Annotated in this window: 22 protein-coding genes; 13 read left to right on the forward strand and 9 right to left on the reverse strand. The window is 56.0% G+C overall.

Annotated elements, in window-relative coordinates; translation table 11 throughout:
• Positions 1 to 7 precede the first annotated feature (7 nt).
• Complete coding sequence (locus Poly21_RS17680) at positions 8 to 838, forward strand: SDR family NAD(P)-dependent oxidoreductase (protein ID WP_146408206.1); 831 nt, start codon at positions 8 to 10, stop codon at positions 836 to 838.
• 418 nt (positions 839 to 1,256) lie between these two features.
• On the opposite strand, the gene Poly21_RS17685 is transcribed toward Poly21_RS17680, so the two are convergent.
• Together Poly21_RS17685 and Poly21_RS17690 are read right to left on the reverse strand one after the other, a co-directional pair.
• On the reverse strand, positions 1,257 to 1,538 hold the full coding sequence (locus tag Poly21_RS17685) for a hypothetical protein (RefSeq protein WP_146408207.1): 282 nt from the start codon (positions 1,536 to 1,538) through the stop codon (positions 1,257 to 1,259).
• A 385-nt stretch (positions 1,539 to 1,923) separates the two neighbouring features.
• A complete protein-coding gene (locus tag Poly21_RS17690; protein WP_146408208.1) occupies positions 1,924 to 3,447 on the reverse strand; it encodes an MFS transporter in 1,524 nt (507 codons plus the stop codon).
• Between the two features lie 1,110 nt (positions 3,448 to 4,557).
• Here Poly21_RS17690 and clpX point away from each other — a divergent pair.
• The 3 genes from clpX to rdgB all read left to right on the forward strand — a co-directional run bounded on the left by clpX (position 4,558) and on the right by rdgB (position 7,799).
• Entirely contained in the window at positions 4,558 to 5,838 is a 1,281-nt protein-coding gene (gene clpX / locus Poly21_RS17700; RefSeq protein ID WP_146408210.1) for an ATP-dependent Clp protease ATP-binding subunit ClpX, read from the forward strand.
• 198 nt (positions 5,839 to 6,036) lie between these two features.
• Positions 6,037 to 7,038: a 2-amino-4-hydroxy-6-hydroxymethyldihydropteridine diphosphokinase gene (folK, locus tag Poly21_RS17705; RefSeq protein ID WP_146408211.1), complete on the forward strand. Its 1,002-nt coding sequence runs from the start codon at positions 6,037 to 6,039 to the stop codon at positions 7,036 to 7,038.
• A 149-nt stretch (positions 7,039 to 7,187) separates the two neighbouring features.
• On the forward strand, positions 7,188 to 7,799 hold the full coding sequence (gene rdgB, locus Poly21_RS17710) for an RdgB/HAM1 family non-canonical purine NTP pyrophosphatase (RefSeq protein WP_146408212.1): 612 nt from the start codon (positions 7,188 to 7,190) through the stop codon (positions 7,797 to 7,799).
• Between the two features lie 26 nt (positions 7,800 to 7,825).
• Here the strand turns inward: rdgB and Poly21_RS17715 are convergent, their stop codons facing one another.
• Positions 7,826 to 9,844, reverse strand: a complete 2,019-nt coding sequence (locus tag Poly21_RS17715) for an AI-2E family transporter (RefSeq protein WP_146408213.1) — start codon at positions 9,842 to 9,844, stop codon at positions 7,826 to 7,828.
• Between the two features lie 110 nt (positions 9,845 to 9,954).
• On the opposite strand from Poly21_RS17715, the gene Poly21_RS17720 reads away from it, so the two are divergent.
• A complete protein-coding gene (locus Poly21_RS17720; RefSeq protein ID WP_146408214.1) occupies positions 9,955 to 10,176 on the forward strand; it encodes a hypothetical protein in 222 nt (73 codons plus the stop codon).
• A 150-nt stretch (positions 10,177 to 10,326) separates the two neighbouring features.
• Here the strand turns inward: Poly21_RS17720 and Poly21_RS17725 are convergent, their stop codons facing one another.
• Positions 10,327 to 11,577, reverse strand: coding sequence for a cellulase family glycosylhydrolase (locus Poly21_RS17725; protein WP_302119410.1), 1,251 nt, complete (start codon positions 11,575 to 11,577; stop codon positions 10,327 to 10,329).
• 512 nt (positions 11,578 to 12,089) lie between these two features.
• Between Poly21_RS17725 and Poly21_RS17730 the strand changes: the two genes are divergently transcribed.
• Genes Poly21_RS17730 through Poly21_RS17740 form a run of 3 tightly spaced genes read left to right on the forward strand, consistent with a single transcriptional unit; the run spans position 12,090 to position 16,719 of the window.
• Positions 12,090 to 13,742: an arylsulfatase gene (locus tag Poly21_RS17730; RefSeq protein ID WP_146408216.1), complete on the forward strand. Its 1,653-nt coding sequence runs from the start codon at positions 12,090 to 12,092 to the stop codon at positions 13,740 to 13,742.
• Positions 13,743 to 13,798: 56 nt separating this feature from the next.
• Positions 13,799 to 15,298 carry a sulfatase family protein gene (locus Poly21_RS17735; RefSeq protein ID WP_146408217.1) on the forward strand — a complete coding sequence of 500 codons (1,500 nt, stop codon included), beginning with the start codon at positions 13,799 to 13,801 and terminating at the stop codon, positions 15,296 to 15,298.
• Positions 15,295 to 16,719, forward strand: a complete 1,425-nt coding sequence (locus Poly21_RS17740) for a sulfatase family protein (RefSeq protein WP_146408218.1) — start codon at positions 15,295 to 15,297, stop codon at positions 16,717 to 16,719. Before Poly21_RS17735 ends, Poly21_RS17740 begins: the two co-directional genes overlap by 4 nt.
• 162 nt (positions 16,720 to 16,881) lie before the next feature.
• Here the strand turns inward: Poly21_RS17740 and Poly21_RS17745 are convergent, their stop codons facing one another.
• Both Poly21_RS17745 and Poly21_RS17750 read right to left on the reverse strand, forming a co-directional pair.
• The gene (locus tag Poly21_RS17745; RefSeq protein ID WP_146408219.1) at positions 16,882 to 18,162 is read right to left on the reverse strand and encodes a prenyltransferase/squalene oxidase repeat-containing protein; all 1,281 of its coding nucleotides are present in this window, start codon (positions 18,160 to 18,162) and stop codon (positions 16,882 to 16,884) included.
• 112 nt (positions 18,163 to 18,274) lie between these two features.
• On the reverse strand, positions 18,275 to 19,645 hold the full coding sequence (locus Poly21_RS17750; protein ID WP_302119417.1) for an HlyD family secretion protein: 1,371 nt from the start codon (positions 19,643 to 19,645) through the stop codon (positions 18,275 to 18,277).
• A gap of 345 nt (positions 19,646 to 19,990) precedes the next feature.
• Here Poly21_RS17750 and Poly21_RS17755 point away from each other — a divergent pair, with 345 nt between their 5' ends.
• From Poly21_RS17755 to Poly21_RS17770, 4 genes are all read left to right on the forward strand, one after another.
• Positions 19,991 to 20,260, forward strand: coding sequence for a CPXCG motif-containing cysteine-rich protein (locus tag Poly21_RS17755; RefSeq protein WP_146408220.1), 270 nt, complete (start codon positions 19,991 to 19,993; stop codon positions 20,258 to 20,260).
• 4 nt (positions 20,261 to 20,264) lie between these two features.
• A complete protein-coding gene (locus Poly21_RS17760) occupies positions 20,265 to 21,116 on the forward strand; it encodes a 2-phosphosulfolactate phosphatase (RefSeq protein WP_146408221.1) in 852 nt (283 codons plus the stop codon).
• A complete protein-coding gene (locus Poly21_RS17765) occupies positions 21,113 to 22,531 on the forward strand; it encodes a hypothetical protein (RefSeq protein ID WP_146408222.1) in 1,419 nt (472 codons plus the stop codon). Before Poly21_RS17760 ends, Poly21_RS17765 begins: the two co-directional genes overlap by 4 nt.
• 82 nt (positions 22,532 to 22,613) lie before the next feature.
• Positions 22,614 to 23,747 carry a M20 family metallopeptidase gene (locus tag Poly21_RS17770; protein ID WP_146408223.1) on the forward strand — a complete coding sequence of 378 codons (1,134 nt, stop codon included), beginning with the start codon at positions 22,614 to 22,616 and terminating at the stop codon, positions 23,745 to 23,747.
• A gap of 78 nt (positions 23,748 to 23,825) precedes the next feature.
• Here the strand turns inward: Poly21_RS17770 and Poly21_RS17775 are convergent, their stop codons facing one another.
• The gene (locus Poly21_RS17775; protein WP_146408224.1) at positions 23,826 to 24,488 is read right to left on the reverse strand and encodes a DNA-3-methyladenine glycosylase; all 663 of its coding nucleotides are present in this window, start codon (positions 24,486 to 24,488) and stop codon (positions 23,826 to 23,828) included.
• Positions 24,489 to 24,665: 177 nt separating this feature from the next.
• Here Poly21_RS17775 and Poly21_RS17780 point away from each other — a divergent pair, with 177 nt between their 5' ends.
• The gene (locus tag Poly21_RS17780) at positions 24,666 to 25,244 is read left to right on the forward strand and encodes a hypothetical protein (protein WP_146408798.1); all 579 of its coding nucleotides are present in this window, start codon (positions 24,666 to 24,668) and stop codon (positions 25,242 to 25,244) included.
• A 51-nt stretch (positions 25,245 to 25,295) separates the two neighbouring features.
• Here Poly21_RS17780 and Poly21_RS17785 read toward each other — a convergent pair whose 3' ends face one another.
• Positions 25,296 to 25,871 carry an adenine phosphoribosyltransferase gene (locus Poly21_RS17785; protein WP_146408225.1) on the reverse strand — a complete coding sequence of 192 codons (576 nt, stop codon included), beginning with the start codon at positions 25,869 to 25,871 and terminating at the stop codon, positions 25,296 to 25,298.
• A gap of 195 nt (positions 25,872 to 26,066) precedes the next feature.
• Positions 26,067 to 26,489, reverse strand: coding sequence for a TraR/DksA family transcriptional regulator (locus Poly21_RS17790; protein ID WP_146408226.1), 423 nt, complete (start codon positions 26,487 to 26,489; stop codon positions 26,067 to 26,069).
• Positions 26,490 to 26,505 lie beyond the last annotated feature (16 nt).

Here is a 26,505-nt window from a genome sequence, read left to right on the forward strand (position 1 = left end):
TCCCTTCATGCAAAACGAAACTCAAACGCGCCGCAAGGCAGCGATCGTCAGCGGCGGTTCGTCGGGTCTTGGGCTAGCCATTTCTCGTCTGCTGCTTGAGCGGGGCTATGTTGTCACGATACTCAGCCGCGATGCCCAGCGACTGGAAATTGCTAAAGAGACGCTCTGTGCCGGTTCGGTTGAATCCGCTCGAGTGCATCTATTTGCTGCCGATGCAACGTCAGCAACGGATCTCAAGATCGCAGTTGACGCGCATCTGGATCGGTTCGGGCACCTCGACGTACTTGTCAATGTGGTCGGACGCAGCGATCGTGGCCGCATCGATGATCTCGATCCGGCCGTCCTGCGAGAGCTCTTTGAAGCCAACGTGATAACATCGCTGCTGTGCAGTCAGGCGTGTTTGCCGAGTTTGCGTCGCTCCCGAGGGGTAATCGTCAATATTGGCTCACTGGCCAGTCGCGTGGCTCCGCGATTTTTGGGCGGATACGTTATTGCAAAGCACGCGTTGGCAGGCATGACGCGTCAATTACGGTTGGAATGCGAAGCCGATGGAGTACACGTCGGTTTGGTCTGTCCTGGTCCGATTGAGAGCAAACGCCCGCCGAACCGGTATAGCGTTGATGAAAACTCGGGAGTGCCCGCCAGCGCCGCTCAGCCTGGAGGCGGTGCCAAGTTGAAGCTGCTCAGCTCAGAGGCGGTTGCCGAGGCTGTGCTGAGGTGTATCGAGAAACGCGAGATCGAGATCATCATGCCGGGCAAAACGAGAATGTTGATGGGCATCGGTGCCCTTTCACCCCGTCTGGCCGATTGGATCCTCAGCCGAAAATCCGCCAGCTAAGGATCCTTCTTAGCTCCGTTTGAGTGTGCCCGAGCTCGTCAACGGGCAATTCATTTTATCGACTTCGGTGACCCGAGGGCCGCCAAACATCGGACCGTTTCCGCCGCTCGGCTCTCTCTTAATCAATAAACCATCCCAATTATCCGGTCGCGAGGAAAACTCAACGAAAGTGACTCATCCGAGGGAAGCATGCGCCGGAAGTTTTTGGGGTAGCTCAAGTGTCCCAAGATGATTTGTGCGCGCGTTCCACGGACAGTAGCGGTGAAGGACCGGTGCAAACGACGTTAAGCACGATTGGCGGGGATTGACTGAGCCGAGACGCGTAAGCGGCCGGGCGGTGTTGCCCGATCCCTGGCGGCAATCAGCTCATGTCATTGTCAGCTTAAGTCCACGTCATTCGCATCGAGCTCTGTCGACCCTATCGACCACCAAAACGCGATTGCTGGATAAAGACTGGAGCTACGATGTCTCGCAAGGTAGGCGCAGGGGTCCCGTGATAATGCATCCGGCGAACTGTGTTTCCGTAGAAATGCAGTGGTCGATAGGGTCGCTGCTCCATCGGCAGCGATTTAATCTGGTCGCGATACTCACCGCGGGCGACGACCACAGGCGACCAACCGGGCTCGGCGGCTCGAATGGAATCCGTGTTCCCCAAAGTGATCAAAACTGCTGCTGCAGCGATGCAAAAAACTGACTTCATTGTTCCTACTTGTAAGTCGGGGCTCGGGCGAGCCATTGTGACATATGACCGCAACCAAGATGGTGCTTGCTAACGAAACTATTCTAGCTGGCCAATTCACATAGGTGAAGGTTTTCAGTCACGTTGGCGCTCCTTTTTACAACGTTGAGGAGCGATTGTCGGTCTCTACCGTGGCCAGAGAGAAGTGTTTCAAACTCTAGGTCACAAATCACGGCAATGTTGACCACGCCCATGACATTTGTGCTCCTGACCGGAAACGCCCCACTACCCGCAAGCAGGACGGGACATGAGTTTCGGCAGCCGAACTCGAACGAGGGCTGTGGATTTAGTTCGCCAAGACGCGAAATTGGCTGGGCGTTTGGATTCGCTAGTTCACTTCCCGGTCCTAGGAATTCACAACCTCAGTAGAGAGTTCGACCGAATCCAGCTTGTAAAAAATCGCCACTGGCAAAAACAGGAGTGCCATCGCCGCGAACAAGTAGCTGCGCGGCCAATCTGCAGAGGTGATGACGCGATCGAGCAGCATGTAAACCGCCCCCGAAATCACAATCGCAAAAAAGTTGGCTTGGTTCATCACAGCAATCATCCGGCCCTTGAGCTCGTGGGGCGGACGATCCTGCAAGAAGACTTGGATGGGGATGGCAAAAAATGCTGCTGACGCCCCGAGCATCATCAAGACTGGAACGCAGCCAGCGAAACCGAGCAAGTGCCCATGGCCTGGCTGGTCTTTGGCACCCGGCAGAGTGATCGCCAACATTGCGCAGAATATCACTGTGCCCCACATGCCAATTTGGATGACGAAGTTGTCGGAGATTTTTCGTGTCAATGCACCCGCGATCACACCACCGATAGCGATCCCGACACTGATCAGTGCCACCAACAGACTCGTCCATGTATCGCTCAGACCCAGTTGCACCTTGCTGAGGGAATTGACCGACTGGATGGTCAATCCGGCGATCAGCCAGAAGATGCAGGACGCCATCAATGCGAGGAGTAGGGGCTTGTCATGCCATAGCAACGAGCGAATGGATTTCGGTAACCACAGATTTTCAGTTTTGAGCTGAAGTTTTGGATCGGCCGCTGGTATCCGGATAATGAGCAGACTGGTCAATGTGCCGATGATCGCGATCCCGACGCAGACAAGTGATCCCATCCACAACCCCGCGGCTTCTTGCATGGGCGGAAGTGTGGGCGACACGATCGCATCCTTGAGCGGCCCGGCGACAGCGGTTCCGATGATAATGGCAACGAACGTTGTCATTAAAACCAATCCATTGGCGCGGCCGAGCTGCTCACGGGGTAGCATCTCTGGCAAGATTCCATATTTGCCGGGACCGAAGAAGGTACTTTGCAACCCCATCAAGAACAGCACGATCCACAAACCGGTGAACCCAATCGTGGGGGTAGCTAGAAACGCGATGACCCCCAGTCCCATCACGCAGATTTCAGCTACTTTGCTCGACACGATGATCGTGGTTTTGCTCAATCGGTCTGCGAGATAGCCAGCCAGACCGCCAAAAACGACAAAGGGAATGCCGAATACGATGGTGGCGATCCCTTGGACATCGGAGCCCCCGCTCTCGCCCGTCACTCCATTTTCAAGGGCTCCGGTCTGTCCGGTGGCAGCTTGGACATGCTGTGTGTCGAGCATCCCGGCTTCGGATGCCCCGGCAACGACGGCCGTCGGAATCGCCAGCAGCAGCAGCAACTGTTTGAAGAGGTTGTCGTTGAAGGCACCGAAAAACTGGGTCGCCAGGAAACCGATGAACGATGGATGAGAGAGCCGATCGATTTTACCCTCGACCGGTTGTACGGAGGCCTCTGGTGCGGAGGCATCTCGTACGGAGGCATCGTCTTCAGGTCCCGCTGAGACAGTTGATTCGAAGGGGTTTACGTCGGATTGGGACATGGGTCGACTTCAGTGGGTTCGAGAGCAATTCGTTAGCTATGAGAGCCTTACCACACTGGGAGACTTCGCAGCGACCTGTAATTTCCGTGATAATCTTAGCGAATCGCAGTTAAGGCGTGAAAAAATACCCGTGAAACTGGAAAGTCGCAGTTTCCGCCATAAAAATGAGTGGACCGCTTAGGGCGGACGCGCCTATCATGAAGGTGTCCCCCAGGAAGGGATACACTCGGTCAAAGTCCAATGGAGTCTCGCACTCGTATCCTGTACCTCCACGGTACTCACTCCCACCACCGATTATGCCTGATATTTTCGCTGCACCGACCGTGCAGGCTGGTCTCGCAATGATAGTCCTACTCGTCGTGATAGTTGGGGGGATTTGGTTGCTGGGAAGATTGCGCGACTACACCACTCAAGACCGTCCAGCACCCCAAGAAGGGTTCGCAAACCTGGAAGAAATGCTTCGCAAAGGTGACATTAGCGAGGCGGAATTCCGAAATATAAGAACATCGGCCCGCTCACAGATCGTGTCGTCGACCCCCGCCCAGTCCCAACCAGTCCGCTCGCCCGAGGCACCTTCCGATTTGTCGGAAACGTAATCTCGTACCAGCCGATTTTACCAGGGACATGTGGCTGAGGAAGACGCCATGACCAAGCTGTGAGTGACCAGTCGATACCCAATCCAGTCAGTGGTTCGCCCTCCCAAATTTGAATTGCCGTCGAAACGAGATTACGGCCAACGCGAGTTGGCATGATTGAGTAGCGACGGTGATCGGGCATACCTATCACTGGCACCAATCACTTTTACCAAAACCACGAATGGCTCGAGCTTCGAGGACACGGATGTTCCTTCAGGCACGCGTTGCGATCACGGACTCAATCCATACTGGATTGTCGAAGCGATCATGACACCCTGGAAAAGCATTCGAGTCGTGGCCTGAACCGTTCGATGTGTCGAGTTCTCATCACGAGAATTTAGGCGAATCGAGGCGAACGCGAACAAGATTGCGTTCTCGGATCTCCCATCCGCGAATCAATCGACGTTCATGAGAGTCGTTCCCCCGCATCCGTCTGATCAACTGTGACGAAGCTCTTATAAGTAAGGAGTCGTGTATGCCCACCAAGGAATCTTCGAACTCACGCCGCAGTAGCGCGTCGACTAAGAAGAATGCATTTTGTAGTTTCTGTCGTAAGAGCTATCGTGACGTCGGACCGCTCGTGGAAGGGCCGGGCGACGTTTATATCTGCGCCGAGTGTATTGACCTTTGCCAGTCAATCCTCGATCAAGAGCAGCGTCGACGCGGCCCGTCGAAATCGCTGTTCAGCGAAATTCCCGCACCGCGTTCTATTGTCGAGCATCTCGACAATTACGTGATCGGGCAAACCGCTGCCAAACGCGTCCTCGCCGTCGCGGTCCACAACCACTACAAGCGGCTTAGTAGCGGCTGGGAAGGTGATGGGGAAGTCGAGATTGAGAAGAGCAATATCCTGCTCGCTGGCCCCACCGGTAGCGGGAAAACTCTGCTCGCACGCTCATTGGCGCGGATGCTCAACGTGCCCTTTGCTATCGGCGATGCGACCACGCTGACCGAAGCGGGTTATGTAGGTGAGGACGTCGAAAACCTGCTTCTTAAACTCCTGCATGCCGCTGATTTCGATGTCGAAGCAGCTCAGCGAGGGATTCTCTACATCGATGAAGTCGACAAGATTGGGCGTACCAATGGTAACGTCTCAATCACCCGCGACGTCTCCGGTGAAGGTGTCCAACAAAGCTTGCTGAAGATGCTCGAGGGCACGGTTGCCAACGTCCCGCCGCAGGGCGGACGCAAGCATCCCGAACAACAGTACATCCAGATGGACACGAGTAACATCCTGTTCATTTGCGGCGGTACATTTGTGGGGATCGAGGACATTATCCGGCGACGCCTCGGCCACCGTACACTCGGCTTCGGTGAGGCGGGCTCGCTCCGCAACGAGCAGAGCGTGTCAGACTTGCTAGCTCAGGTGCAGACCGAGGACATTCTGAAGTTCGGATTGATCCCTGAGTTGGTCGGCCGGATGCCAGTCGTTTCCTACTTGCAGCCGCTTGATGTGGAAGGCTTGATTCAGGTCATGACCGAGCCGAAGAACTCGCTGGTCAAACAGTACCAAGCATTGTTCGCGATGGAAAACTGCGAGTTGAAGTTCACCGACGGTGCCCTGCGAGCGATCGCCGAGAAAGCGATCGACAAGGGGGTCGGTGCTCGCGGCCTCCGCGGGATCACCGAAGATGTGATGCTCGACATCATGTATGACCTGCCCGACCAAGAGGATGGCCGCGTCTACACGATCGATGAGACCGTCATCATGGGCACCCGCAAGCTCTTCACGATGCCGACGACCAAGAGTGCCTGAGCGAGAAATCGCTGAGTCGCTCAGTACGAAAGCCCAGTAGCCCAGTAGCCCAGAGGCCAGCATTCCGAGTCGGTATGTTGGCCTCCTGGGCTTTTCGTCTTTCATCGAGGGGCAGCTCACGAAGTACATGCCATACCGGGTACATGCCATCCAGGGCGCCCCCTGTAGCCCCGCAGGCCCGGTCGTTAATCTTGTGATATGCCGACGCATTGCCTGATCAGTTTCGGATCTAACCTGGGCGATCGAGACGCGGTGGTCGCTCACGCGGCTCGTTTGGTCGATCGTTCGGGGATTGTTGCGCATCGACCTGACTGCGAAACCGCTTCACCGGCAGCAGGCCTGCGTACCAGCCGCCTATTTGAAACACCGCCGATTGGCGGTCCCGGCGGGCAATCACCGTTTCTCAACGCTGTGGCGGCGTTCGCCACTGACGCGTCAGCGTCGGAAGTGCTCGACGTGTTGCAGCAAGCCGAGCAGGAGCTTGGTCGCAAACGCGAAAATCGCTGGGGAGCTCGCTCCATCGATCTTGACGTGGTTCTGCACGGTCAACTTTGTGGTGACGCGCCGGCGGGCCGCCGGGGACTTATCGGTGGCCGTGGTCCTGTCGGTGGCCCCAATTCACTCGTTGTCCCGCATCCCCGATATACGGCGCGAAAGTTTGTCGTTGTCCCTGCTTGCGATGTTGCCGCGGACTACCGAGATCCGCGATTCGGGTGGACGCTTGCTGATCTCGCCACGCACCTCGCTTGTGGCCCGCCATCGATGGCGCTGACGGGGGGCGACGAAGCTCTGCGGAGAACCATTTGCGAGCGTTTGGCAAATGAGCATGACATCCAGATCATCGACGCTGATGCCCGGTCGACGGACCCGGCATCAAGCGATGCCCCGTTGGATGGCACGCGTCCGTGGGTGTCACCGAGCGTTCCCCAATCATTGCGTGAACAACTTCCCGAACGCGAGCACGCCAGCTTGGCCGAAGCCGGCAACCTGCCCCGATTGATCGCGAGAATCGAACGTACGACCGAAGCGACTCGATGGCCAGCCCCGCACCAAATATGGCCACTGGGTTGGCGTTGGCCGGAATACCGGTTGGAGGTGGATGATCTCGATTGGGCGGTTGGTGAAATGGCGTCGGCTCTCGATTCCATGTGCTGTGACGTGCGAGCGATCACGCCCGATGGAGATTGGTGGTATGCCTAGCGGCGCGACCCAATGTATCCACCGCTTTTCACGGTGGGGCGGGGCCTAAACCCGACCCGAGTCGTCATCTGTTATGACCGTCGCCGAGCTGCGTCTGCGGAGACGATGGTTCCAAATTACTATCCTTTCCGCTAGCCCGTGTTATTGACATGTTCGATCTCGTCCTCGGTACCCACAACGCTAAAAAACTTATCGAATTACGAATGATGGTACCTGCCAGCTTGGCGAGACTATCGACTTTGGCAGACATCGAGGGTGCGATCGACGTTGTCGAAGATGGTGATACGTTTGCCGAGAACGCTGCTAAGAAAGCGAGCGAGCAAGCCCAGCATCTCGGTCGCTGGGTGCTCGCTGAAGATAGCGGTTTGTCGGTCGACGCGTTGGACGGTCGTCCCGGCGTGTATTCGGCACGGTATGCTGGCGAGCACGGTAACGATGCGGCTAATAATCAAAAACTGTTGTCCGATCTTCGGGACGTGCCGGCGGAGAAACGAGGGGCGCAATTCAATTGCCACCTCAGTCTGGCCGATCCAGCAGGTCAGGTGCACCTGACGGCTTCCGGGATTTGTCGTGGCCGGATTGCTGAGTCGCTCTCCGGCTCAGCGGGTTTCGGTTACGATCCGCTGTTCATCATTGGCGAGTACCATCGCACCTTCGGCGAGCTCGACCTCAGTGTCAAACGAGCCATCAGTCACCGCTCGCGTGCACTGCGACGCTTCCTGCCCCAACTATCGAGGTTGATTCAGCAGCAATCCGTTTAGATGGACCAACCTGCATGCGAACGGCATCATGACTTCGCATTGCCGACAGGTACGGGGTCTTTTCGGGACAGGATGGACTGAATTTTTGCCGATGTCTGGGAGTATGAGGTTGTCATACTGGTCGCTCCCGCCTTGCGAAACTTGACGAACAATCCGTCATAATTTTTGAATTTCCCTATGCAGGCGATGACCACGGCACCCCGGTAACCCTCGCTACGAATGGACTTGCACAGATAACGGGCTTGGGCAAAACCGCCTTTGGGCAGTACCACAATCACAACCACCGGCGGATTTGACTGGACGACCTGTTGGCCGACGTCCTGCGGCAGTGTTTCATCGTCGATGGCGGTTAGTTGGTAAACACCTTCGCCGGCGATCCGCAGCAGGTTCAGTATTAACGCTTCGCTGAAGTGATGCGACGTGCAGCCAATCACCGTCGGCAGCTCTGGGCTCGAGGCAGTGTCCGCTTCGCTCTCCGCATGCTCCTTGTCTGTCTTGCCAGAATCATCACGCGTGTCGAGTTTCTCAATCAGGCCTCCCACCAGCGCAAAAAGACGATTCGCGTCTTTATCAGAGAGGTGCTCGGCGTCGTGATCGGCGCGAATTCGCTTGAGCGCAGGGATCAAAACCATGTCACACGTCGTTTCCATGTCATGTTCGGCCAGATGGTCCTGCAAAATAGTCCTCGCACGGTGGGCATCGCTGGCGAGTAGCCGTTGGTAAAATCGCATCGAGGTGTCAATCTGAACCTCTTCGCCCAGCAGGATTGCGAGCATCTTGAAGCGGGGCACGTATCTGCCAAGAACGACCAAGCAAACCGTTAGCGGAGTGGACAAGAACAAACCGAACGGTCCCCACAGCCAGCCCCAAAACACAGCGGCGAAAATTACCGCGACGGCAGAAATACCTGTGCTGGCTCCGTACAGCCACGGTTCCAGAATATTATTGCTAAGCAGTTCCATCGTGATGATTAAAGCCGCCACGGCAATGAACACGCCGTATCCAGGAAAAACAGCAAATGCCATGGTCAGCGGGAAGATGGCTGAGGCAACGGGGCCGATGTAGGGCACAAAACGCAGGCACGTCGCTAAGGCCCCCCACAGAATCACATTGGGGAAACTACCGTCCTGGGTCATGGTGGACCCGATGATTGTCAAGCCAATCGTGAGCACCAATCCGTAGGACGTGTTCACAATGGTTTGCGCGATGAGATAGCGACTGATTCGGCCGGCCGCCTCGTCCATCGCCTCGGTCGTCGTGACATAGTTTCCGTGGCTGACCACCGCGATGATCCGGTCGCGCAGATCCTCACGGTGGATGAGCGTGAACAATGCGATCACACACACGAGGCCGGCGGTGGCAAAGGGGCCCAGCATCGTTCCGGCAGTTGTCGCCCAGGACGCCAGAGGAAGGTTTTCCTGGACCAGCACCATGTAGAGCGGCGTCTTCGGGGTCGCGCCGTCATGCGTTTTCTTCGATTTGGTCATGCCAGGGATGGGCAGCAGTTTGTCGGTCCATCGCTGTACGATCGACTTGTCGGCTGCCTCGTCAGCAGAGTCTTCGCCGTCGTCATCTCCGCCGACGAAAGGTAGATCGATGTCATCAGTAGGCTCCGTTCCCTCCGCAGCCTCGAATTCTTCCTCGGCACTATTCTCGATCGCATCGGTGACGTCTTCCGCTAAGCGATCGAGTGAACCGCCGACCCCGGTGGTCATGCCTGCCATGCTGCGTGCTTTCGATACTAGCTCCTCACGGTGCTCAGGGAGCGCACCGACCAAACTGGTAACTTCGCGGCCGATGAGGGTTGCCACGCCCGCCAACAGAACAAAAGCCAGCGTCGCCGTCAGGACCACGGCGACCACGTTGGAGACCCCACTCCGCTGCAATCGATTGACAATCGGACTGAGTAAAAACGAAAGCAAAAATCCTAGTGCCAATGGAATGAACACATCGCGGGCGAAGAACAGCGATGCCACCGTGAGCACGACGGCGAGTAGCTGAGCAACCGCGGCAATGGTCGCCACTTCCGATTTTGATTGAGTCATTCACATCTTCGTTGGATAATACTGACGGCGCAAAAATTGCACCAAAACAACCGCCACCCAATACCGGATGGCAGTTGGTCTTTCTCTAGGACTTCAATGGAGACTGCACTATGCGTGCCATCCTAGCCATTATCGTCATCTTAGCCGTTCTGGGGTTCGTAGGTTGGATCAAACTGAGCACCCCCGACGGAGACCCGACGCTCAGGGTCGATACGAACAAGGTCAAAGAAGATACGTCAGCTATCGTTGAGAAATCGAAGGAGCTGACCCAGCAAGCGGTCGATGAAGTCGAGCAGGCTCGTCAGAACGTGGGTGACACGGTTAGCCCGTAGAGCTTCGCCCCCAGCACTTCATGACCGTCCGGCGGAGGGACTCGTGGCATCGTTCAGGCTCAGGTCAATGGGCCGGGACTCTCCTGGCCAGCAACATGTTGGTACATGGGCTGGCTTGGAGTGAGTGGAATCATTGCCATTCGCACGGCGTTATTTCGTATTCGCGTCGGTGACTTTGCGAATGTAATCGACTTCCGCTTGACGATAGGGCGTTCCGTCGGCCCGGAAGATATCGTGGAACCATACCGGTGGTTCGTCCGCATAGGGTTTCTGCCAGGAGTCCCAGGGGTAGATGGTGTTCGACTTACCGGCGACGAAACCCCAGTTGTAGGCACCAATATTCTGGTCGGCGAAGTACCCCAGGATAGGATCAAATTCGCTTCCATTGGGCCGAGCCATGTATTCGGTGCAGATCAGCGGTCGATCAAGCGGACGCAGGTGGTTGATCCACGTCTGGAGACTTTTTAGGCCTCCATAGCAATGAAAACTAATCACATCCGATTGTTCGAGCTGGACTTTCTCAATCTCATTGAGTCGTTTCGGATCCGCTTTGCGATCGCTCAGCCACACGCCTGCGGTCAGCGGTTGGGTCGCACCAGCCTCACGGGCCCACTCGAATGCCTGAGGTAACAACTCCAGCACGAGTGCCAGCTTTTCCTGCGGCTCTTGATTGAGATTGTTTTCGCCATAGCTATTGCCGTTCAGGTTGTCCGGTTCGTTCCACACGTCCCAGACCTGCACACGTGGGTCGTTTTTAAATTTGCCGACAACGCCCTTCACGTAGGACTCCAGTAACGCGTGCCGCGACCGGTCCTTCAGGTCCTTCGCACCAGGGCTCTGGACCCAACCGGAATTGTGCAGGCCCTGCTGGGGCGCACGCTGCTTGCCGAGTTGCGGATTGGGATCCCAGACGCTGTCAAAGAGCACCAGCATGACGCCGATATGATGCTCGTCGGCAGTGGCCAAGAATTGATCGAGTCGCTCGAGAAAGCCGTCAGCATCTTGCTCCCAGAGCAAGTGATGCAGATAGACACGAATACTGGTGAAGCCGAGATCTTCCGCCCACGCCAATTCGCGATCAATCGCGGCCAAGTCAAATGTGTCTGCCTGGAACATTTCGAGCTGGTTGATTGCGTAAGCGGGCGTGAAATTCGCTCCCACCAACCAAGGTGTCTGCTCTTGCCACAGATTGGCTTTCGCGGTTGACCAACGCTCTCCGGGTTGTTGAGCGTTGAGCGGGTTCGAGGTAAGGATCGTTGCTAGGAGAATCAGGGATGCGAAGATTCGAGGAGCACGCGGTCTCGTCAGCATGGTCGGCCTTGGTGAGTGATGAAAACGAAGAGTTCCGAATAGTGTATCGTGTGACTGGGTTGGTTTCAATTTTCCTAGCAGTCTGAACATGGGTAATCCTCTCGTTTGTTGCTGAACTTCACGCGCCGAGGACGGACGCATCGTGAAGGTATGCTCACCAGCCGGCGTAAGTTTAACGACGGTCCAACTCGCTCAGCACGTGCCGGCGTTGAAAGCGATGGTTGGACATGGCGTGTGGAGAGCGGGAGAGCTGGAGAACATTTCGCATCGGGATTGGCGATGCTCGCGCTCGGCTATCTGGCGTTTCATCGTGGCATTTCATCATGGGCAAGCCGCCTGGTCGCTGCCGTCATGGTACCTGGGGTCGGACGTCCTGCTGCTCGGGAGTACTGCTGAGACACAACATCATCGTGCGGTTCGGGTGCCCGCTGCGCTGGATCGATGTGCTGGAGATCTGAGTCTTTAACTGTCGAGAAACCTGGGTTCTGCTCGTATCTCACATGCCCCCTTTCGCTCCGTTATAATCGCTGATCGCGCCCGACTCACCGACGTGTCCTTGATCGCGTTGGGCAATCAACACCGGCCCCGCAAAGAAGTTCTCGATGAAATTAATCTTACTGAGTGCTGCCATTCTGGTTTTTGGCACGATTCCCGGTCTTGCTGACGAGCGGCCGAACATTGTCGTCGTGATGGTGGACGATATGGGATTCTCGGATATTGGCTGCTACGGCAGTGAAATTCCTACGCCCCATCTCGACGCGCTGGCAGAGAACGGAGTGCGTTTTTCCCAGTTTTACAATACGGGGAGATGTTGTCCTACGCGTGCCTCCTTGTTGACGGGACTGTACTCCCACCAAGCAGGTATCGGGCATATGACAGCAGACCAAGGTGTGCCAGGCTATCGTGGTCAACTGACCGATCGATGCGTCACATTGGCGGAGGTCCTAGGTCCAGCCGGTTACTTCACCGCCATGACGGGGAAGTGGCACGTGGGTTTCAGCCATGGTGTCACACCTGCGCGACGGGGATTCCACCGCAGTCTCAACCTGCCCGCCGGAGGTCTGCATTTCTCCAATCAGACGGGGGCGAAAGGTGGGATGAAATTGTATCTCAACGGCGATGAAGTCGCCCGGGACGATCCTCAGTTCAATCCTCCTTGGTATGGCTGTGACTTATGGACGGAGGCTGGAGTTCGCTTTGTCGATGAGGCGATCGACCAGGACAAGCCATTCTTTTGGTATCTCGCTCATGTCGCCCCGCACTTCCCATGCATGGCTCCCGAGGCAACGATCGCCAAGTATCGGGGCAAGTACCTGCGAGGTTGGGACAAGTTGCGAGAAGAACGTTACGCAAGACAAATTGAGTCCGGGTTGATCAAACCTGAGTGGGAGCTTGAACCACGACCAGATGCCATTCCCGCTTGGGACACGCTCTCCGCAGATGAGCAACGACGCTATGACGACATGATGGCAATCTACGCGGCCATGATTGACGAGATCGACAAAAACATCGGCAAACTTGTCGCGGCTCTGAAGGAACGCGATCAGCTCGACAATACTTTGATTTTGTTTCTGGCAGACAACGGCGGCAATGCCGAAGCGGGTGTCAAGGGAAAGTACAATGGGGATCACCCGGGGGACCCTCATTCAGATGTATTCATCGGTCAGTGCTGGGCACATTTGAACAATACGCCCTTTCGCAAATATAAGCACTACAATCACGAAGGAGGCATTGCCACGCCACTGATTGCGCATTGGCCTGCGGGGATGAGCAAGGCGCGTGACGGAGATCGTGAGCGGGACCGCAGCGGCGAGGACCTCGTCGGGAGGTGGGTGCGTACGCCGACGCATGTGATCGACCTCATGGCGACCTGTGTCGATCTCGGATCTGCCGTCTATCCTGAAGAGCGGAACGGACAATCGATCATCCCGATGCAGGGACAAAGCCTGAAGCCACTGCTAACCGGTGATGGCAACTTTGCGGAACGGCCTTTGTACTGGGAACACGAAGGAAATGCTGCCATTCGTGTCGGCGATACAAAGCTGGTGCGTGCGGGGGCGAAAGGGGCTTGGGAATTGTTTGATTTGGACGTCGATCGAACCGAGCAACACGACCTAACGACGGCGGTTCCCGAACGTGCCGCAGCCATGAAAGAGCAGTGGAAGTCGTGGGCCAAATCTGCCTTTGTATTGCCCAAACCCGAAGCGAAGAAAAAGAAGGCTCCTCAGCGCCGTGTGAAGCAAAAACAGTCTTAAGCCTCGCGGGCGTGCGTCCCAGCTTACGAACTCAATTCTCCAATACCAATAGTTTCATGAAGACAAAGTCAATCCAGTTAATTGCCTGCCTTGCCTGGTGCATATTCAGTTCGTCGCTGCAGGCCGACGATGAAACGGTCCCACCGAATCTCGTGTTCATCATCGCCGACGATTGCACGTTCTCAGACATCGGTTGCTATGGAGGACAAGCGTTGACGCCGAACATCGATGCACTGGCTGAACAGGGCATGCGGATGATGCAGTGTTTTCAAGCGGCTCCGATGTGTTCACCGACGCGGCACAGTCTGTATACGGGGCAATACCCCGTTAAAACCGGTGCTTATCCGAACCACACCTTCGCTCGCGACGACGTCAAGAGCATCGTTCACTATCTTCAGCCGCTTGGATATCGAGTTGCGTTGTCGGGAAAGACCCATATCGGTCCAGAATCCGTTTTCCCCTTTGAATATTCCAAAGGCGGTAATGCGAAAAAGCGGCAAGCAAAGTTGGATCAGGCAGTGGTCGCGAGCGAACCGTCCGTGATCAACATGGGAGCCATCGACAATTTAATGACCGAATGCTCCGAGACGAAGAAACCGTTCGCGCTCTTTGCATGCTCGAACGAACCCCATGAACCATGGAACAAAGGCAAGCGTTTTCGCCCCCAGTACGACTCTGCCGCGTTGAAACTTCGACCGTATATGGTGGATACACCAAGTACGCGAACGGCCTACCGTGACTACCTCGCCGAAATCAGTTTCTTTGATTCCGAGGTCGGACAGATTCTCTCGATGATTGACCAACATGACCTTGCTGATAACACGCTTGTGATGGTGGTTTCCGAGCAGGGAAACAGCTTTCCGTTCGCCAAGTGGAGTTGCTACGACGCGGGATTGCAATCGATCATGATCGTACGCTGGCCGGGCCAGGTATCAGCGGGCAGTGAAACGGACGCGTTGGTGGAATATGTTGACGTGTGTCCCACGTTTGTCGAAGCTGCTGGCGGGACGCCGGCGGCGATAATCGACGGCAAGAGCCTACTTCCTGTGCTGCGTGGGGAAACGGATCATCACAAAGATCACGTGTTTGGGATTCAAACGACGCGGGGCATTTTCAATGGTCCCCGGGACTATCCTATTCGTAGTGTCCGCAATGAACGATTCAAGTTAATTCGCAATCTCGATCCCGACGCCACCTTTCATAACACGATCAATGGGAAAGCGTGGTTTCGCAGTTGGGAGGCTTCGGCGGAGGGCGGCAATGAGCACGCTCAATCGATCATTGAGCGTTTTGCAACCCGCCCAGCATTCGAGTTGTACGACGTGCAAGCGGATCCCCACGAGTTGAATAATCTAGCCGGAGACGCCGACTACGCCGCAGTGCTGTCTGAGTTAGCTGAGACCCTCGCCGCCTGGATGCAGTCGCAGGGAGACCTGGGGCTGGAAACTGAGATGCAGGCCTTCGAGCATATGCATGGTGGCAACCAGGAATACAAAGAGTGGGCCAATGCTCAAAAAACTCCCAACCAATCCAAACGTGGAAGGAAACAAAAATGAGATTTCTCTGCTTAGTCGCGCTGTCGCTGGTTGCCTCGTGCCTGGACGCCGACACCAGACCCAATTTTGTATTTTTCATAACTGATGACATCAGCCCGGATGATCTCAGCGTGTATGGGAACACGCACGTGCACACTCCCCATCTGGAACAGATCGCCGCCCGCGGACTGGTATTCGAAAACGCTTATCTGACGATTAGTTCGTGCTCGCCGAGTCGCTGCAGCATCATCACGGGCCGCTATCCGCACAATACTGGTGCACCGGAGTTGCATCAGTCATTGCCCGCAGATCAGCACACTTTCGTCCAGAGTTTGCAGAAAGCGGGTTACTACACGATGCTGTCGGGCAAGAACCATATGGGGAACCCAAAGGCACTGGGATTCGACGTGTCCTCCGACAGCCATCCTGCTGGAGCTGAAAAATGGGTGCAAAATTTGCGAGACCGCCCTCGGGACCAGCCTTTCTTTGCCTGGTTTGCATCTCACGATGCTCACCGAGACTTCGCGTTCAATGACAAGGCGCCGCAGTATGAGCCGAGCGAACTCGATGTTCCTCCAATGATGTTTGACGGACCCGGGACACGGCAGGAGCTAGCCGGGTTCTACCACGAAGTCAGTCGCACCGATCACTATGCTGGCGAATTGATGAAGGAGCTCCAACGCCAAGGTATCGCTGACAACACGTATTTCGTTTATTGCAGTGACAACGGTCGTCCCTTCCCACGCTGCAAAACATACCTTTTCGAGAGTGGCATCAAGACCCCGTTGATCATTTCCGGGCCCAATGTGACCACCGGTAGAACTGATTCGCTGGTTAGCTCAATCGATTTTTCTGCCACGTTTCTGGAACTGGCAGGTGTTGAAAAACCCGAGTCCGAACAGGGCGTCAGTATCGTCCCCGTGCTATCGGACACGAGTGCGGTGGTTCGCGAAGTAGCGTTCTCGGAGCGGAATTGGCACGTATTCCAAAACCATCAGCGGGCTGTACGAACAGGCGATTGGCTCTACATCTGGAACGCATGGCCCGAGCGATACAGTGTCTCGGGTGAAAGCGCATCCTTTCAATTCACAGCTGTCAAAGAATTATGGGAGGCGGCAGAAGCGGGCAAGTTGACTGACGCGCAGGCGCTCCTGACGATCAAGCCACAGCCGGCTGAAATGCTTTTCAACGTGAGATCGGACCCCCATCAATTCCACAATCTAGCGAATTCACCCGAGTCTTTCTCTACCCTCCAACGGATGCGAGGCTTGCTCCATCGCTGGCAAGAACAAACCGGCGATAGTGTGCCGGAGAACCCTACGGTCGATCGCCAGGGACTGCATGAATCTCTGAGCGGTAAGATCCAGCGTGGTGACCTGCCGGGCCAAGACCGAGAGGCAACAAAAATCAGTGCCCCTGGCCCCATCACGATCTCACGCTAATCGCAATCGTATCGGGATGGAATTGACTGATCAGTCGCAGTGGCGCTGACGTCGTTGTCTGGGGTGCAGGCAACCATCTCGACCCTGGGGATTTCCTCGGAACTCCGAACTTAATGAAGTTGAAATTAGCTTCATTAACAGGCTTCGTAGCGAGATCGATCGTTAATCGAGGCAGGATTGCAACGTGAGGATCGCGAAGCTGGTGCCGTAGGGTTGGTGGTAGTCGTAGAGCGGATAGTCCCACCACGAGCCATCGGCTTCTTGCCGGTCGAGCATCAGCCGAGCGAGCAAGGGTTGGTAGGCTGGGACCTCGGAGGCTGGCAAGAGATCCATTCCCACGGCGGCATAGTAGTGGCCGAAATAGTAGAAATAGCCGGCCACCTGCATCCATGCCTCGTGCGGAATCGGTCGCTTACGCCCGATATCCAGCCAACCGTTGCGTAGATATAAGCGGCACAACCAAACCTTGATCACATTATCAGTGATCTCCTCATCTCCCCACAATCGCAGCGCCGCATTGCAGCACTGGGATCGACCCAAACTGCCGCCGGGGCGATTGATTTCACGCATCGGCCGGTACTGCAAGTCCTCGCTGTAGAGATAGCTGAAGTCCGGTTTCTGCTGCCGTCGCAGTGCCGCGAGAGCACGCTTCAACATCCGCTCGGGAGGATCGATGCCGATCGCCCTCGCGTCCGCCAACGCCACCAGTACGGCACCGTTGACAAAGCTCGTTGACGACGATGTCGGCTGATCGGCTTGATAGCGAAAATCATAGTAGCCCCAGCCCCCATCAACAGACTCATATCGCTGGAGCATCTCGAATTGCGTTTGAATCAGTTCAGCGATCTCTGATTGCTTCTCCGGTTCACTATCGTGCCACCCGTGCAGTTGGGTCAATCCTGTGATCGAGTAGCCGTGCCCCCAAACGTTGTAGAGAGCGTCGCCGCCGGCACGCCGCAACCGTGGCAGGTTCTCGATTAACCAAGTTTCCGCGCGCCTCACGCTCATACGTACTCTCGCTCGCAGATCAGAGTTGGATGATTCCTCAGGTAATCGCTCGAACGATTTGATCAACGCGGCGATTGCCAGCGAGGTCGTGGCAGTGCGGAATGCATGATGTGCTCCTGGAACCGGTGCGTAGATGTTCAGACCCTTCGTCCGCGTTGCCGATCCAAAGGAGCCGTTTGCGTTCTGATCGGCGACGAGGAATTCAATACCGCGTACCATGGCATCCACGATTTGCTCGTCGGTCGGCTCATCGACCTCAGGCGGTGTCGGTGAGTGATGCAAATCAAACCGATCAATTTCCACGGGGACAGTTGATTGCGCAGGGTGCTGCGATGAATTCTCTGTGACCGGATTTTCGGCGGCCGCATTCGCGCATGCAAACCCTGCAATGAGGAGCGATGCGCCGCGGAGACTCAGGGAAATGCGAGTGAGCATGGCGATGATCTAACGGTCCAGCGGAGAATGGTAGAGAAGGTCGCGATGACTTCGATTGACATGGTAGGCCGAGCTGTCGACCACAAAATCAACCACGACTCGTGGTCAATTCTTACTTTGTAAATTCGACCGAGCAGGTCATCGTGGGCACGATCGAGTCATCGATTTTACCCTTCAATTTGACCTCGGCATCAAACTTTTTGGCCGCGAAAGGGACCTTGTCAGTACGCGCGACGATGCCATTGAAGGCGGTATCGGGCAGCGAGTTTGGTTTGACCACACATTTCGCATCGGGAACCACCTGTGCTAATTGGGTTTCCGACAGCTCAAGGCGTACCCGCAATCGATCGGGGTTAACGATGGTTGCGATCACTTGGTCTTGGCTGATTTTCGAACCTGCTTCGATCGAGCTCGGTTTGGCCCCTAAGGCACCGCGTGTCAATTCGCCGTGCATGACGATGCCGTCACCGGGAGACTTCATCACGATTTCTTTGCGCTGTTGCAGCAGTGTTTCAAAATTTTCGCTCTTTTCGGCAAGTTCTGTCGCGGCTTGTTTGCGTTTTAAATCCCGCTGTTGTTTCGAGCTGGTCAGCTCATGTATTGCTTTCTGGTACGCCATCTCTGCTTTTGCCAGATCAGCTTCCTCCGTTTTATCCCGTTGTGGGACGGTCTGGTCCATGATACGGCTAGTGCGAACCTTGGCGTTCTCCAAATTAAACTCCGCAGACTCGACAGCTTGTTTGGCGCGTTTCATCACGATTTCTTCGGATTCTTCAGTCAAGTCATCCTCTTCATACATCTGCGTCAATTGTGTCAGTTCCTCCTGCGCATTCTCGAGATAGTACTGCGAGTTCTTGAGGCTGAATTTTGCGTTAGCAATCGTTTGCTCGCGATCGACTTTGACGTAGTTATCGTAGTTTTGGCGGGCTTGGTGACGGGCCCGTTCGGCAGCGTCGCGATCAAGCTTTTGAGTTTCGAGAAACTGGTCGTAGGAAAACTGATCATCGGCCGCGGCTAACTCGGCGAGTTTGAGCTCGATTTCAGCGGTCGCAATCTTCTTGTCGATGGACTCGGCATCGAACCAGACGACCGTTTGACCTTTTGTGACAACGGTGCCATGAGGCAAGATCTTTTCAATTTCCAGTGTTTGTATTTGATCGAGATCGTGGATCAATTCCCACGCTTGGACTGCTTCGAAAACGCCCTCTACTTTCAGCACTTCAGGCTCTTTCGGCTCATCCTTTCGTTCCGCAGCCGAATCGGCGCCTGTTGCTGCGGAAGAATTTTCCTTACTGGTTTTAGGCTTGGCAGCGCCCTCTTCGGCGGGCTGTTCCTCGGTAGAAGCTCCCTTCTCAGCAGACTTCTCCTCACGGTCAGGAGAATGTGCCGTATCCTGGACGGCACTACCCGCTAGCGCGTGCGGCGGAAATCCATTCGTGGTGAGGGCGACCATGATCAGGGTTAAATATACAAAACGCTTCATTCTGCTCTCCGGAAGTTGTTGTATCGCAGGATTTTCCCCGGCCATTGTGATCGCTAGCTCAGTGCGATGCCAACGATAAACCGGCCAGCCCACCACAAATCGGCGAATGTTGTTTTCAGAGCTTCTTAATGGCAGGATGCGCTACTGTGGCCAGTGATCGCGTTACGGTACACTGATTGCACAAGCCTCGATCGGGCTGGTGTGATGGGAGAAGCGTGAGCGTTGTCAGGTTGCGTGGCATTCGGCTGGCCCAGTGGACGACTCGACATACTCTCTTCGCCGGCCACCGTTAGAAAAATATACGAAGCTAGTTTGTGCATATCGTGCCGAAAGGATACTGAGATAATGGCGACCGACCCTAACCCTCGTGCAGGCCAGCTCGCCAGCGACGACATCTCCGATCACGAATCTCAGTTTTCGCATGTCGACGATGACGCGAGCTATGTTTGCGATAACTGTGGAGAGGATATCGCAATTCATATTGACTTGGCGGGAGGCCCAGATCAGACCTATGTGGAGGACTGCCCGGTATGTTGCAGTCCTAGCGTGATTCATGTTCATGTCGATGACGAACATGTGGACGTGCGAGCTGAACCAGAACAAGATCGATATTAGAGATATGCAGATAGAGACATGGTTATCGCCCACTGCGGTGGGACCTCACGAACGCGGCCGTGTCCGCGTGGCGGTAGTGATTGATGTGCTGCGTGCAACGACGGTGGCCACGACGGCCATTGCGGCGGGCGCAAGGTCGGTAACGACGTGTTTGGGCATCGATGAGGCACGGGCCTTGCAACGTGATTGCCAGCCCGACTGCGTACCTCTGCTGTGCGGGGAACGCGAATGCAAACCCATTGAGGGATTCGATTTTGGAAACTCTCCATCGGAGTATTCGCCAGCAGGGGTCGGCGAACGAGATCTGGTGATGACGACGACCAACGGTACCCGCGCCATCGATGCGGCAGCGGATTGCGATGTGATGCTGTTGGCCTGCTTTGCAAACTTGACAGCGGTAGCTGACGCAATCATTGCGGAGGTTTCCGCCTCCACCCCGTCGGGTGCGTTGGATTCTGAGTTCGTCAGCTGCCAACCGCCCTCCACTTCCGGTCGAGTGCGCATTGTGTGTGCGGGCACCAATGGCGCCGTGACGAGTGAAGACGTGCTGTTGGCGGGAGCGTTGATCGCAGTTTGTCATCGCAAACTCAGTGATACGGCACGCTTTTACGACGGGCCCATTGAGTTAGTCAACGATTCCGGATCGATTGCGTTAGCGGCTTGGCAGCACTGCGTCACGCATGACAAGGTGGTTGATTCTGAATCGCTGTCACGTCGTTTGGGCATGACCGGTGGCGGGCAGAACTTGATCGCGGCCGGCTATGAAAACGACCTCGTGGACTGCGCCAGCATCGATGTTTTCGACCAAGTTCCCTGCCGTGACCAACTCCACCCTCCAAGGTTTATCGGTCGATGATTCTAGCCGAATCCCGTGAGCGCCGACGTTTCATCGACACGCAGGGGCGTCTGCCTCCGCTATGGCCTCGCGGCACCATTTTCTTCGCCAATCTGCTGTCGCTTTTCTTCGGCAATTCCGACCAGACCCGCGTGCTCGGAGAGGAGGTCGGCGAACTGGACTCGTACAGCAATCGACTGATTCCGATTCTGAATCTGCTGTTCGCCGGACCGGACAACCTGTTGGTTGTCGAACGCGCTCCGGATCCAGAGCTATGCCGCTACATGCGTGATGAACTCGGTCTGTCCCTACCGGAAATCTGCGTTTTGACACACGAAGAATACTTGGACCTGGGCCGTCAGCTCGAAACGCATCCAGACTCATCGCTGAGCGAGTTGTTACCAGCAGGGCATCCACTGGCCCGAGCAGTTAATGCTCACTCGAATCATTGGATCGATGGCTATGTGATCGACGACATCTTGCCACGAATTGCCGACCGTCTGGGCTGTCCGACGATTTCTTCGACCCAGGCCAGTCAAGCGGGTAATAACAAGCTGCTGTTACACCAATTTTTGCTGACGCAAGATCTGCCGACCGTCGCGACAGAGATTGCCAACCAGCCGGGTGACGTTGTCGATTGCGCAGTTCGATTGCGAGACCAAGGCTATTCCGCCGCCGTAGTCCGCGCTCAAGTCGGAGCGTCCGGGGTGGGGATGTTGAAGTTGCATGATCTGAGTCAACCAGATGTACTGACACAGGTACCTGAATACTTTTTTCATGAAGGTCCCTGTTTGGTCCAGGGCTGGCTCGGTCCTGGGGTGCAGGGAGTCACGGCAGTCTTGAGTCCGAGCACACAGCTGTTCTTGGACGAGACCCAGGTACACGCCTTCGATATGACGGAGCAGATTCTGAGTGATCATTCTGTTCACGAGGGGAATGAGTCTCCACCGCCCTATTTGAAGAAACGCCCTGAAATCCGCGCCGAAACGATGCGTCAAGCAGAAATCGTCGGTGGATGGCTACATGAGACGGGGTACCGTGGTACGGCGAGCATCGACTGGTTGGTTATTCAGCGTGCAGCAGATACGGACTGGGAGGTCTACGTTTGTGAGATCAACGCCCGTGTAACAGGGGCGACTTACCCCTCCCTGCTCGCCAAGCATTTTCATCCCGAGGGGGCTTGGCTATTGCGTAATCTACGACTGTCGCAGCCCGTCACTGCCGCGGCACTGCTGGATGTTTTTGCGGCAAAAGATCATCTGTTTCAATTGGGCAAACGGGCGGGAGTGCTGCCATTGAATTTTAATTTTGGCAAAGACGGTCTGGTCCACAAAGGCCAGTTCATTTGCGTGGGGAAAGACACGCAGGAATGCCATCGATTCCTCGCCTTGGCGGAGCAGGATCTACCGGGCGGCTGGAAGGCTGATCGTGATTAAACGGAGGCCAGGGATCGATGCAGATGGATGCGCTGGTGCACAACGACGATGATTCGCTACCACACTCGAAAGGCAAACTGATTTGATTGGTAATGACAAGCACGAACATCTCAAATCGCGGTTAACATCGTTAACGCGGGACTTGATTCTGATTCCGAGTACGGAGAGTCGCCCTGCAGAACGTCAAAAATCATTCGAGTTCTTAAGGCATCACCTCGACTCGTCGCCAGGCGTTCGCCTTGATACGTTCAACCGGAACGGACATGAGTCGTTGGTGGTTCGGCCCGAGGGCTGTGATGCACCGGAGATTTTGTTGTGTGGACACGTTGATGTGATCGAGCATTCGGAGTCGGACTGCTACCATTCCAAGGTGGAGAACGGCCGGATCATTGGCCCCGGCAGCGGTGACATGAAGGGCCAGATTGCCATCATGATCGAATTGATGAGAGCGATCCATCGCCGCGGCGGCGGGGCAAGCGTGGGGTTGGCAGTCACGTCCGACGAAGAACGTGGCGGTGCGGATGGCGTGCGATTTTTGCTGGATGAGATCGGGTTGAGGTGTGGGGTGGCAATTATCCCTGATGGTGGTTCGCTGGATAAGATTACGACTGCGGAAAAGGGAGTTGTGCACGCACGTCTGGTTCAATACGGCCGCGAGGCGCATGCGGCACGCCCATGGTTAGGCGATAATGCGATCGAACGGTTGCTGCCCCGGTTGAATAGATTGATCGAACATTTTGCCAAGTACTGGCCTCAGGACAAAATCGATCCAACGGTGGATCATTGGTTTCCTACGTGCAGCATCACGATGTGTGAGAGCGAAAATACGACGGTCAACCGGGTTCCATCCGGTGCTTCGGCAGTGATTGATATCCGGTTTCCACCGCCCCACAGTGTCGAGTCGATGCTCGCGGAAGTCGCCCACATTATTGGCGCAGATTGCGCGTTAATACCTCTGATGACGGCGGAGCCGACCGACCTCGCCCCGGACCCACTGTTCTGCCAAGCGACCGCCGACGAGACCGGTAACGCCGTGGGCTTGGTGCGGGCCTCTGGTGGAAGCGATGGCCGATTTTTCCGCGAGCATGGCATCAGCGTGAACCTATCGCGCCCCCTCGTTGGTAATCTGCACGCCATCGATGAATGGATCGATATTGACTCGATGGTGACCTACTACCAAATCTGCAAACACTACATTGACCAACGACTGGCATAGCCCGGTAGGTGGCAAAGTGTACGTTGATGCCAACGCGTCGAGGTTGACTGGTTGCGGGGCGATCAGGACGTCACGCCGCTAAAGGTGCGCTGTGCCGTGGGCATTTGCTGGTCCAATTTCGTCGCGGCGTGGACGGTTGTGGAGTCCCGCCAACCCGCTGACGTAGCGGTTGCCATCGACGAAGAAACGCAGAGGCAACTCGGCGGCATGGCGAATCCCTACCCGTGGTGAGGTGATAATGCGAGCTCGGAGGTCGCGACCGAGCGTCAGCCGCCAGTCGTTTGAACGGAGCACTTCCACGCCGTCGCAGTCCCGTTGGATCTGCATCGCGTGGCAAATCATCCCCGGACCGGATGTGATTCGGCGATGGTTGGTCGTGCCGCGATTTTGCTGCATTTGCTCCATACCCCACACCGGTTCGATCGCGCGAATCAGCACCGCCGACCCGATCCCCGAGTCCTCGGTGACCAAGTTCATGCAGTGTTTGGCGTGGATTGGATATACATAGAGCGTGCCCGGGGCCCCGAACATCGACGCGTTGCCAGCCGTCAGGCCGCGCGAGCTATGACTTGCGGGATCATCTTGGGCCAGATAGGCCTCCGTCTCGACAATCCAGCCACCGAGCCATCTTCCATCGACGCGGTGGGCAACACCGCAGCCGAGGAGCCCGCGGGCAACCTCCGCAGGTCCACGCCGAAAAAACTCAACGTTCAGGGAACTCTGCACAGGGGGTAGGCTCATGGAGTACAGGCCGCCGGGTGGGAATTGGGTAAAGTTTGCCGGATGTGCGGACGATAACGATTGTGACGCCGGTTCTGAACTTTGGATTCCGGCCGGAGGTTGCAATTCATTGGTGGACTTTTCACCGGGAGCATCCTCCACCCCCAAAAAACCGCCCACGTGACACGGACGTCTGCGATGATTCACGCTGCTCAAACACTATTGCTCGCTCTCAGCTTAACTCTCACCGTCGGTTGCTGTGGTCCGCTATGGAACCATGGTGGCTACGCAGGGGCATGTGGTGGCGGCTGCAGCGACGGTTGTGGGGCCTGCGACGGATGTGGTGAGCTGTACGTTGACCCCTGGATCAACGATCCGGCCGATTGCTGCGATCCCTGTGATTCATGTGGTAACTTCAATGGACAATCGTGCGGAAAGTGCCGCCCCGTCTTCGCCGGCATTAAAAGCCTGTGGGGATATCGATGTGCCGACAGCTGTGGCGGAGGTTGCGATGGAGGCTGTGACGGCGGCTGCAGCACCGGCAGCTGTGGCGGAGATTGTGGTTGTGATGGACACGGTTCACTGCACCCCGCTGGTGAGTACATCGGCGGTTACTCCGAAGGTCAGCCCACCATTGCCTTGGGCGATGGTGAGCGAATTGTGGAGTCGCACATGTCGGGCCAACCGACACCGGCGCGAATCAGCCAGCAAAGTGGTACCGCCCGCCAGATTTTCCAACCTCGCCGTGTCAATCAGCCTCGCTCGCTGGCATACTGAGGTCCAGGAAACTTGCAAAAACCCAGCCAAGCGTCACGACAGGAGTCGTTCCTAGACGCTCGGTCCAGGTTCGCGGTTCTGAATGCTCAGTTCTGCTTCTCCGTCATCCCCGCGGTAGGTGAGCACGCTGTGAACGTCATAGGGTTCCAATCTCGCCTGGCCGCCGAGGGGCTCTAGGTGCAGCAAAAAGGAACAACCGACGATTTTCGCATCGCATTTTTCGAGCAGACGTAGACAGGCCTCAACGGTGCCTCCGGTCGCGAGCAGATCATCGACGACCAGAACGCGCTGGCCGGGCTGGATGCCATCGACATGGATTTGCAACTCGTCGGTGCCATATTCCAGCTGGTAGGCGAAGGAATGCAGATCAAACGGAAGTTTGCCTGGTTTGCGAATGGGTACGAATCCAGCACCTAAACGCATCGCCAGCGGAGTCCCAAAGATAAATCCGCGTGCCTCGGCCGCTGCCACGATGTCCACGCCGGCGTCTAGAAAAGGAGCCGCCATCTGTTCAACGGCCTCGTGCAAGGCCGCTGCATCACACAGCAGCGGTGTGATATCACGATACAATATTCCTGGTTTAGGGTAGTCAGGAATGTCTCGAATCAAAGAGCGAAGGTCCGTCATGACGTTGTCTCTGCGATGCTGGGGTAAGGTGTGAAGAATCGGTACCACCAGACCATAACCGCTCAGCTGACCGGAACAAAAGCACCAGTTGACAAAATCTCAAATTGTCGGACTTTGGCAATCACCCCCATCGAACGTTGGACCCCATGCACTGGCATCGGCTGCCCGTGCGATCAATCATCCATTGGCAGTTCGTTAGCCTTCGATGGTGTCCGCTTCGGTCATATCGAAAATGCGGTTCCAGGGCACGGCAGGAGAGGCGCCGTCGACGTCGTTCTCTGCCTTCCGGCGGCATTCGATGCAGTCGCTCGCGTAAGGAATGGCGCGGAGCCGATTGAGCGGAATGGGTTTGCCGCAGTCCTCGCAATCGCCGTAGGTACCCTGCTGGAATTTCGCAATCGCTTCTTCAATTGCGACCAATTCTTTGCTTTCGACCTCGACCAGCTGGCTGTTCAGCTCGTCCTGAACCGTGTCAGCGGCTGCGTCTAACGCATCGCCGGTCTTCTGCTGATGGAGTTCGCTCAGCAAGCTGAGGTCGCCTGCTAAAGCCTTCCGGAGGGCATCGCGACGGCGGACCAAAGTCGCTCGCAAATTTTGCAAAGATTCTTTTCTGGGCATTGGAAAACCTTTCTTT

It is taken from the genome of Allorhodopirellula heiligendammensis (genome assembly GCF_007860105.1).
Classification (GTDB): domain Bacteria; phylum Planctomycetota; class Planctomycetia; order Pirellulales; family Pirellulaceae; genus Rhodopirellula; species Rhodopirellula heiligendammensis.

Excerpts from the sequence above, each read along its gene's own strand:
- Poly21_RS17680 (WP_146408206.1), top strand. The coding sequence starts at position 8 with ATGCAAAACGAAACTCAAACGCGCCGCAAGGCAGCGATCGTCAGCGGC.
- Poly21_RS17685 (WP_146408207.1), bottom strand. The coding sequence starts at position 1,538 with ATGAAGTCAGTTTTTTGCATCGCTGCAGCAGCAGTTTTGATCACTTTG.
- Poly21_RS17690 (WP_146408208.1), bottom strand. The coding sequence starts at position 3,447 with ATGTCCCAATCCGACGTAAACCCCTTCGAATCAACTGTCTCAGCGGGA.
- clpX (WP_146408210.1), top strand. The coding sequence starts at position 4,558 with ATGCCCACCAAGGAATCTTCGAACTCACGCCGCAGTAGCGCGTCGACT.
- folK (WP_146408211.1), top strand. The coding sequence starts at position 6,037 with ATGCCGACGCATTGCCTGATCAGTTTCGGATCTAACCTGGGCGATCGA.
- rdgB (WP_146408212.1), top strand. The coding sequence starts at position 7,188 with ATGTTCGATCTCGTCCTCGGTACCCACAACGCTAAAAAACTTATCGAA.
- Poly21_RS17715 (WP_146408213.1), bottom strand. The coding sequence starts at position 9,844 with ATGACTCAATCAAAATCGGAAGTGGCGACCATTGCCGCGGTTGCTCAG.
- Poly21_RS17720 (WP_146408214.1), top strand. The coding sequence starts at position 9,955 with ATGCGTGCCATCCTAGCCATTATCGTCATCTTAGCCGTTCTGGGGTTC.
- Poly21_RS17725 (WP_302119410.1), bottom strand. The coding sequence starts at position 11,577 with ATGTTCAGACTGCTAGGAAAATTGAAACCAACCCAGTCACACGATACA.
- Poly21_RS17730 (WP_146408216.1), top strand. The coding sequence starts at position 12,090 with ATGAAATTAATCTTACTGAGTGCTGCCATTCTGGTTTTTGGCACGATT.
- Poly21_RS17735 (WP_146408217.1), top strand. The coding sequence starts at position 13,799 with ATGAAGACAAAGTCAATCCAGTTAATTGCCTGCCTTGCCTGGTGCATA.
- Poly21_RS17740 (WP_146408218.1), top strand. The coding sequence starts at position 15,295 with ATGAGATTTCTCTGCTTAGTCGCGCTGTCGCTGGTTGCCTCGTGCCTG.
- Poly21_RS17745 (WP_146408219.1), bottom strand. The coding sequence starts at position 18,162 with ATGCTCACTCGCATTTCCCTGAGTCTCCGCGGCGCATCGCTCCTCATT.
- Poly21_RS17750 (WP_302119417.1), bottom strand. The coding sequence starts at position 19,645 with ATGAAGCGTTTTGTATATTTAACCCTGATCATGGTCGCCCTCACCACG.
- Poly21_RS17755 (WP_146408220.1), top strand. The coding sequence starts at position 19,991 with ATGGCGACCGACCCTAACCCTCGTGCAGGCCAGCTCGCCAGCGACGAC.
- Poly21_RS17760 (WP_146408221.1), top strand. The coding sequence starts at position 20,265 with ATGCAGATAGAGACATGGTTATCGCCCACTGCGGTGGGACCTCACGAA.
- Poly21_RS17765 (WP_146408222.1), top strand. The coding sequence starts at position 21,113 with ATGATTCTAGCCGAATCCCGTGAGCGCCGACGTTTCATCGACACGCAG.
- Poly21_RS17775 (WP_146408224.1), bottom strand. The coding sequence starts at position 24,488 with ATGAGCCTACCCCCTGTGCAGAGTTCCCTGAACGTTGAGTTTTTTCGG.
- Poly21_RS17780 (WP_146408798.1), top strand. The coding sequence starts at position 24,666 with ATGATTCACGCTGCTCAAACACTATTGCTCGCTCTCAGCTTAACTCTC.
- Poly21_RS17785 (WP_146408225.1), bottom strand. The coding sequence starts at position 25,871 with ATGACGGACCTTCGCTCTTTGATTCGAGACATTCCTGACTACCCTAAA.
- Poly21_RS17790 (WP_146408226.1), bottom strand. The coding sequence starts at position 26,489 with ATGCCCAGAAAAGAATCTTTGCAAAATTTGCGAGCGACTTTGGTCCGC.